This is a genomic window from Flavobacterium sp. T50_26, from assembly GCF_057652995.1.
The window spans coordinates 132,089-139,471 of record NZ_JBYFCC010000009.1 but is presented as its reverse complement, the minus strand read 5'-3'; the positions used below and the strand labels follow the sequence as shown (position 1 = coordinate 139,471).

Below are 7,383 nucleotides of genomic sequence, written 5' to 3'. Positions count from 1 at the left end.
CCATCTCTAAAAAACAACTTCGTGGACACTAAACAATTGATCCTTTTTCAGTAATTTTATATCGAACTCACGTTAAATAATGTGATTTCTCCTTCGTCAAAATGACAAAAATGTCGAAAGCATAAAGTCAACGTGTGTCATGTTGACGAAGGAAACATCAGATTATATTTTTTGCTTTAATTTATTTTCTTTATGTGATTTCTCCTGCGTCGAAATGACAAAAAATGAGATTAGAATTGAGGTTAAAATCAATTGTTCTGTAAAATTATTCTTCAGTTAACTCCGGTGCATCTGGTGTTGTTGTTGTTCCTGTTCTGCTGAAAAACTGTGCCATTTCATTCACCTTGGTTTCAAAACCTGCTACTTTGGTGCTTGCTTTGTATTGGCTGTAACTGTAGTCGGTTAAGGCCGCTTGATAATTGTCGTAATCGTGCAGGATTTTGTTGTTGTTTAAACCGTCAATCAAACTTTGTAGTCGTGCAATCGTGGCTTGAATGAATGCTCTGGAATCAAAATCGGCTTGAAATTCTATCCAATCAACATCGGCACTGCTAAGGTTGGGTTGGTTGTTGCGGTAGTCCATTGCTTTGTTTACAATGAGTTTGTTTTGCTCGTTAATGCTTCCGTATTTTTTGCGTTCTTCGGGCGAAAGATTTCTAAATTTTTCGGCAAGCAAAGTTTCTAAAGCCGTTAATGCTTCTGCTGTTGCAGTTCTTTCTTCGGGTGTGTAATGGGCGTTGTTTAAATTGTCAAAAGGCATAATGTAAAGATTTAAGTTATTAAATTATATTTTTTAAACTTATGCTTTTTAAAGTATATAATTTGTAAGCCTAAATTTATGCTCGTGTAGAATGATTTCTACACTTGTACTTTCGAGATTTTTATAAAAGAGAGGGTAGTTACTTTTTTTTCAGAATTATAGATTCCGTTTGTTTTTCGATGTAAATTTTAAAAATGTTTTTTAAATCTTCATATTCTTCGGGTTCAAACGAAGATTTATTTATATCAAAAATAGATAATATCATTATTTTATCTTTATCTGATGAAATATTGAAGTTTACAGAAACACTTTTGTCTGTTAACATTGTTGTGGTTGATTTTGGCAAAAATTCGATTTGATAACCTTCTGGTATGGCAATATTAATCATGTATTTTTCTTGATTTGGAAAAACAAAATCTATTGGCATTGTTCTGATGTCTTGCTTGAAAGGATTTATTTCATTGGTGTAGAATAATAGAGGGTTAACTATAATTTTATCTCCACTTAGATTTGATACTTTTGAATTTGAGAATGAAAATGTTTCCACTATCATTTTTTCCAATTCTTTTTCGTTTTCAATTTTATATTCTTCAATTGTTAGATTATTATCTGCTTCTAACTTTTCTAAGTATGCATCTTGATTACTATTTCCATATTTATCTCTGAATAAATAAGCATGATAATCACTTTTAGACGATCTTACTTTTCCTTTTAAGGTTCCATCTGAAAGCAATTCGGCCTGAACAAATGTAGTTGTTTTTGACAAGTCTGTTGGATTGACAATTATTTCTTCATGTTGTTCTACCATGTTTATGGCTCTACCGGACCCATTTAGACATCGAATTGGTAAAATGTTGAACGTTGAATTTAAATCTGTTGCATCCATTAAAATTTGTTTATTATCAATGTTAGCCGAAACAATCAAATAATCAAAACCATCTCTACTGGGAAAAGCCGTTTTTCCGTTTTTTCGTGTACTTATTAGAACCGGTGACGCATTAATTCCGGCACTTCGAAGCATTATAAGGAGATTCAAATTTATGTCTGCAACATTTCCCACATTGCTATGATATGCTTCTTTTAGGCCAATTTCGGGATAGTATCCAAAATTTCCGTTCCATTTTATCTTACTTTTAACATGATTAAAAATAATTTTTGCTTTGTTTAAATTATTTTCATCCGAAGAAAAACTCTTTTTTATTATTTCTTCAAAGTAGCCTCTAGCTTGAATTTCTTTACTAAATTTTTCATTTTTAGAAATACTTTTTACAACATCATCCCACGTTTCTGCATACTTTTTAACGGGTGTATCTTGGAATGCAACTTGGCTTAATTCATTCTCTATAGTAACGCGATAATTTTCGATATTATCTACATAAGGTTCTTCTTTTAAAGCGGGAATATTTTTGAGTGTAAACTTCTGCTTTTTTATTATATAACTTAAGTGTTTGGTTAGGTTGTGCTTATCTGTGAATGATTGTGTATAACTTTCGTCTTTCGATTCGTGTTCAATTTTTGAATAGCCTCGTAAAGTGGTATTGTAAGCATAATTCACTGGGACTTCTAATTTATATTCTGCAAAATTTACGGGAATTATTTCTTGAAATTTAAAATCAGGAAGCCGACCTAAGTTTTCTGAAACGAGTTTATATTTAAATTCTATTACAGAACCCACTTTAACATTGGGAAAAGTAATTGTCTTTTTCATCCAATATTCGTTTATTTTTTCTTTGAATAATCCTTTTGAAGATAGTTTTGTCTTTTCAATTTTATTGTTTTCAAGATTATAGGTTACTATCTCTGAAAAAAAAACGTTATCACTTTCAAGCTCACTCCAACCAATATAATATGGAATGGAATAGTTTGCCCAATTAAGACCTTCCTTTTTGTAGATTTTTAGTTTCACTTCATAGTGAGTTTCACTTTGAAATCCTTTTTTTTCGGTGTAATAAAAATGCGTTTTTGCCTTTTTAAATAATAATGCTGCCCCTGCAGCTGTGTCAATTGGATGATATTTTTCTTCTAATTCTTGTTTAGTAACTTTACCAAATTCTACATTTTGAGCACATAATGAAGCATTTAGAAATAACAGAAGCAGGGTATATTTTTGTAAATTCATGCAACTAACTTTTCTTCAAAACTATTTTTTCTGATTGGTTTTCTACTACTCTCTTGAAAAAATCTTTTATATCGAGATATTTATCGGGCAGAATAACTGACTCATTGATGTTTAAAGAAACACTTAATTGCACTTTATTTCCAACAGCCTGAGCATTAAATCTGTAGCTTAACAAGTTATCACTTGTTGAAAGCATTAACGGCTTAGGTAAATACTCAACCACATAGCCTTCAGGAATGCTATATGTTAGGGTATATTTATCTTCTTGAGGAAATATAAAATCTATTGGATAATCTCTTTTATCTGCTTTAAAAGGGTTTTCATTTAAAGCATAAAACAATAAAGGTGTAAAATAAATTTTGTCACCAATTATTTCGGTTAACCCGGTATGAGAAAATTGAAATTCTTCGTTAATTGGTTTACTTAAATCACTTTCATTTGCTATTGCATGTTCTTCAATTTCTATACTCGATAATTTTTTTTCTAATGATTCGAGATAAGTTTCTTTTGTTAGATTTGTATATCGATCTCTAAATCGCAAGGCATTATAATCATAATATTGCGTTCTTATTTTTCCTTTTACACTGCCGTCTGCCTCAATGGATAACAAGCCTAAAGAGTTTTCTTTGGATATTAATTTGGGTAAAAGGTTAACAAACGTAGAAGAGCCGTCTTTTCTAATTAATCGTCCATTCCAATTTAATACTCTTGTTGGCAAAACGTTAAGAAAACTATTTTTATGAGTTGCATCTAATAGTATAAGATCATCAGCAATTTCAACTGCTGCAATAACATAATTAAATGACGTTCTGGATGGATACAAAGGAATTCCATTTGCTTGTGTGCTCACAAGAATTGGATTAGCTTCTAATCCGGCATATCGCAACATTGAAACCAACATTAAATTAATTTCTGCTACATTTCCTGTTTTATTTTTATAGGCTAATCGAACTCCATCATCACAATAAATTCCATTATATTCATTCCATTTTACTTGTTTTTTTACATAATCTAACACTGCAATAATTTTTTCATCTCTTGTGTTTTTTCCTTGTAAAACAAAATCTAAATCACTTTCAAAATAACCTGTTTTCTTTACTTCTGCACCAAAGCTTTCATTATCATAAATACTTTTAGATACATCTTCCCATGATGTGGAAAAGCTTTTTATGGGAGAGTTTGGAAAATTAGTTGATGTTAATTCATGATTTACACCGGATGTATAATTTTTAATGTTACTAACAAAATCTTCTTGTTTTATAAGTGGTACGTTTTCGCTAATGTATGTTGTTACTGTTTCTTTATAAACAAATTGTTCGTTTGAGTAGTTTGTTTGTGCAAAGCGAGAATTGCCAACTTTTTCCTTATCTGTATAATGAAAAGTTGTAGTTTTAGAAGTGCTTGTAACTTTGGGTAAAACGTATCCTTTGGTTCTTGGTGTGTAATAATAAAATTCAGGAATTACAGTTTCAAACTTTGAGTATTTCACAGGAATACTTTTTTGAAAATACCACTCCGGTAAATTTGAAAAAAAGGGAGATGTTAACACATATTTATATTCAATAATAGAACCCTCTTTTACGTTTGGCATTGAAATCTTTACTTTATTCCAATATTTATTCGTTTTCTCTAAAAATTCTCCTTCACTTTTTAATTTAGTTTTTTCAACTTTTCCTTTTTCTAAATTATATGTATATGCTTTTGAAAAAGCTACACTTTCTTTTTCGCTTCCGCCTATATAAATTGGAATTTCAATATCACCAAAAGAATAACCTTCTTTTTTGTAAATTTTAATTTTAGATGTTACTTCGGTTATCATTTGAAACCCATTATTCACGTCGAAGTTAAAATACGTTCTTCCAATATCAAACACAACAGCTGCCTCAGCATCTTTTTCTGTTGGATGTTCCTTTTCTTCCAACTCTGCAACAGTTACTTTGCCTAATTCATATGTTTGGCAAAAACAAGACAATGAAAAGAGCATGAAAAAACAAACTTTACTAATTTTTTTAATGAATGTCATGTGTGTTTAATTTTGAATTAATACCAATTTTGCGTTATCGTTTTTTGCAATTTTTTCTATAAATTTTCTATATTCTTCGTATTCAGATTTAGAATAAAACCCTTTGTTTATGGTTAAAGAACGTTTATAAACCACTTTTTTATCGTTCAATTTAATCTCAGTTTTATAATGACCGTATTTTTCTTGATACTCTACTGATTCCGGAATGGACTCAATTGAAAAATTTTCTGGCAAATCAATATTTATGTCGTCATAATCATAAAAACCTCTCGAAATTTCAAAAGGTGAATTTCTAGTTCTGTATCGTTTTGGAATTGATGTATATTGATTGAAAGCATTTAAAGCAAATAGTAATCGCGGACCACTTTTTGACGCATAATTTTCTGCTTCTAAATCTATATTTTCTGTAAATTCTATTGCACCTTTGTCATTTTTAAAAACAGGATTTTTCAATTGCAGATTATTTATTGTACCGAAATAATTTTTATAGTGTTTGTCTAAATCGTCTTTGGATTTTCTTTCCAATAGATATTTTCTATCGTATTGGGTTCCTAATGATTTAATTTTCACTTGGCCCGATATTGAACCATTTTGATTTAATGAATAATTACCAGTCGTGATTTGGCTATTGTTTTTTTCTGAATAAGATTTTGTATCTGTAATTTCACCTCCATCCGGTTTTATAAGTAAAGCTTTTCTATCATCTGTAAAATTTGCTTGAAAATCAAATGGAACAATTTGGTCTGTGCATTCCATCCATTTTAATTCGTTTTGATAAGGAATACATAATATTGCATGATTTCCTTGCATTGAAACAAAATCAGGGGTAATATCTCTTCTGTATTTGTCACCATAAATAATTGTATAGTATGACTCTACACCAACAACTTTTAACAATGCCCTTGTGTAATTTGAAAGTGCTTTACAATCGCCATATCCTAATTTATCAACATCTTTTGCTAGCATGGGTTTCCATCCACCTATTCCCATCTGAATACTAACATATCTCGTTTTATTTTGAACGTACTCGAAAACCTTCTGTGTGATTTTTAATGGATCGGTTTCACTGCCAACATGAGCTTTAAGTTTAGATTTTGTTTCTTCTGAAAGTTCATCGGTCCCAGTTAACAAATTTGTGTAAACCCAAGAACCAAAACTTCTCCAAGTTTCTGCTTCGCCATCAACTCCTTCTAAATGAAATTTATTTAATCCTAAAAGTGCAATTGGTGTAAATTTTCGTAAACTTGGTGCATAGTCTTCTTGTCTGATTGCTTCAATATTATTAGCTTCAAATGATAATTTTCCGGATTCATCCGTTTTCTGGATTGAAAAACCTTCGAAATTTTCCTCTTTATACTTAAAACCTAAATCTTGTGGATAAGTTATAGTAATTTTATTTTTTTCAGTACTTAAAAAATAATTTTCGAGAGGTGTCCAACTCGGAATAAAAGCTGTATTTGATGTTTCTACTTCACATTCAAAAACTAAAGTAAAAGGATAGGATATTGGAGTATAATCGAGATATAAAACACGATTGTCTGTATAAACTGAAATTCCATCTGCCACACTTTGATCTCTGAAGTCTTTCTTTTTTATTTTTTTAATTTCCGAACCAAGTGAATTTAAAATTTTGGCCTCAATAGAGACGATTTTTAAACTCTTATCATAATTTTGATAGGCATCCATATGACGCAAACCATATTCATTAAAAACAGTAACAATTCGCTTTGACTTGATGATCATTGACCTTCTGGAAAGTATATTGATTTCTGTTTCTTGTAAACGAATACAAGCATTTGCATTTTCCTTTAACTCTTTTGGGATTAAAAAATCAGAAAAAATTTGTGCTTCAACAGATGTTAAAAAAACTAGATAAAGAAATAGAGTCCAACTTATTTTTTTCATAAAAATTCATAAAATTCCGAACGAAAGCATTCGGATGGTAGTAATTAATTTGGGTGCAGTTTTTGGAAACTCTATTCATCAAAAATAGAATAAAAGAAATAGAAAACAAAGATTATTCCTTATTTTTTGTATCAATTACAATCGTTACCGGACCATCATTTACAAGTGCTACTTTCATGTCCGCTCCAAACTGTCCGGTTTGAACTTTCTTTTCAACATCTTTTTCAATTTGTTGAATAAATTGATTGTAAATCGGAATTGCAATTTCAGGTTTTGCCGCTTTAATGTAGGACGGACGATTGCCCTTTTTTGTTAATGCATGAAGTGTAAATTGACTTACGATGATTATATCTCCATTAACCTCTTTTACAGATAAATTCATCACATCATTTTCATCACCAAAAATACGAAGATTTACAATTTTTGACGAAAGCCATTCGATATCTTCTTTTATATCTGCATCTTCAATTCCAACTAAAATTAACAACCCTTTTTGGATGGAAGCTACAACTTCTCCTTCAATTGTTATAGATGATTGTGAAACTCTTTGGATGACAGCTTTCATTTTTTTGGTGA

General features: G+C 30.3%; 5 protein-coding genes. All 5 read right to left on the bottom strand.

The annotated features are described in order from the left end of the window. Positions 1 to 265 precede the first annotated feature (265 nt). The 5 genes from AC23MC_RS07290 to dtd all read right to left on the bottom strand — a co-directional run bounded on the left by AC23MC_RS07290 (position 266) and on the right by dtd (position 7,372). Complete coding sequence (locus AC23MC_RS07290) at positions 266 to 760, bottom strand: hypothetical protein (RefSeq protein WP_487567742.1); 495 nt, start codon at positions 758 to 760, stop codon at positions 266 to 268. 139 nt (positions 761 to 899) lie between these two features. After that, positions 900 to 2,879: a DUF3858 domain-containing protein gene (locus AC23MC_RS07285; protein ID WP_487567741.1), complete on the bottom strand. Its 1,980-nt coding sequence runs from the start codon at positions 2,877 to 2,879 to the stop codon at positions 900 to 902. Between the two features lie 4 nt (positions 2,880 to 2,883). Continuing rightward, complete coding sequence (locus AC23MC_RS07280; protein WP_487567740.1) at positions 2,884 to 4,902, bottom strand: DUF3858 domain-containing protein; 2,019 nt, start codon at positions 4,900 to 4,902, stop codon at positions 2,884 to 2,886. A 6-nt stretch (positions 4,903 to 4,908) separates the two neighbouring features. Further along, complete coding sequence (locus AC23MC_RS07275) at positions 4,909 to 6,807, bottom strand: DUF3858 domain-containing protein (RefSeq protein WP_487567739.1); 1,899 nt, start codon at positions 6,805 to 6,807, stop codon at positions 4,909 to 4,911. A gap of 112 nt (positions 6,808 to 6,919) precedes the next feature. Then, a complete protein-coding gene (gene dtd, locus AC23MC_RS07270) occupies positions 6,920 to 7,372 on the bottom strand; it encodes a D-aminoacyl-tRNA deacylase (RefSeq protein WP_487567738.1) in 453 nt (150 codons plus the stop codon). Positions 7,373 to 7,383 lie beyond the last annotated feature (11 nt).

What these genes read in the sequence shown, in the direction of transcription:
- AC23MC_RS07280 (WP_487567740.1), bottom strand. Translation starts at nt 4,902, where the DNA reads ATGACATTCATTAAAAAAATTAGTAAAGTTTGTTTTTTCATGCTCTTT.
- AC23MC_RS07285 (WP_487567741.1), bottom strand. Translation starts at nt 2,879, where the DNA reads ATGAATTTACAAAAATATACCCTGCTTCTGTTATTTCTAAATGCTTCA.
- dtd (WP_487567738.1), bottom strand. Translation starts at nt 7,372, where the DNA reads ATGAAAGCTGTCATCCAAAGAGTTTCACAATCATCTATAACAATTGAA.
- AC23MC_RS07290 (WP_487567742.1), bottom strand. Translation starts at nt 760, where the DNA reads ATGCCTTTTGACAATTTAAACAACGCCCATTACACACCCGAAGAAAGA.
- AC23MC_RS07275 (WP_487567739.1), bottom strand. Translation starts at nt 6,807, where the DNA reads ATGAAAAAAATAAGTTGGACTCTATTTCTTTATCTAGTTTTTTTAACA.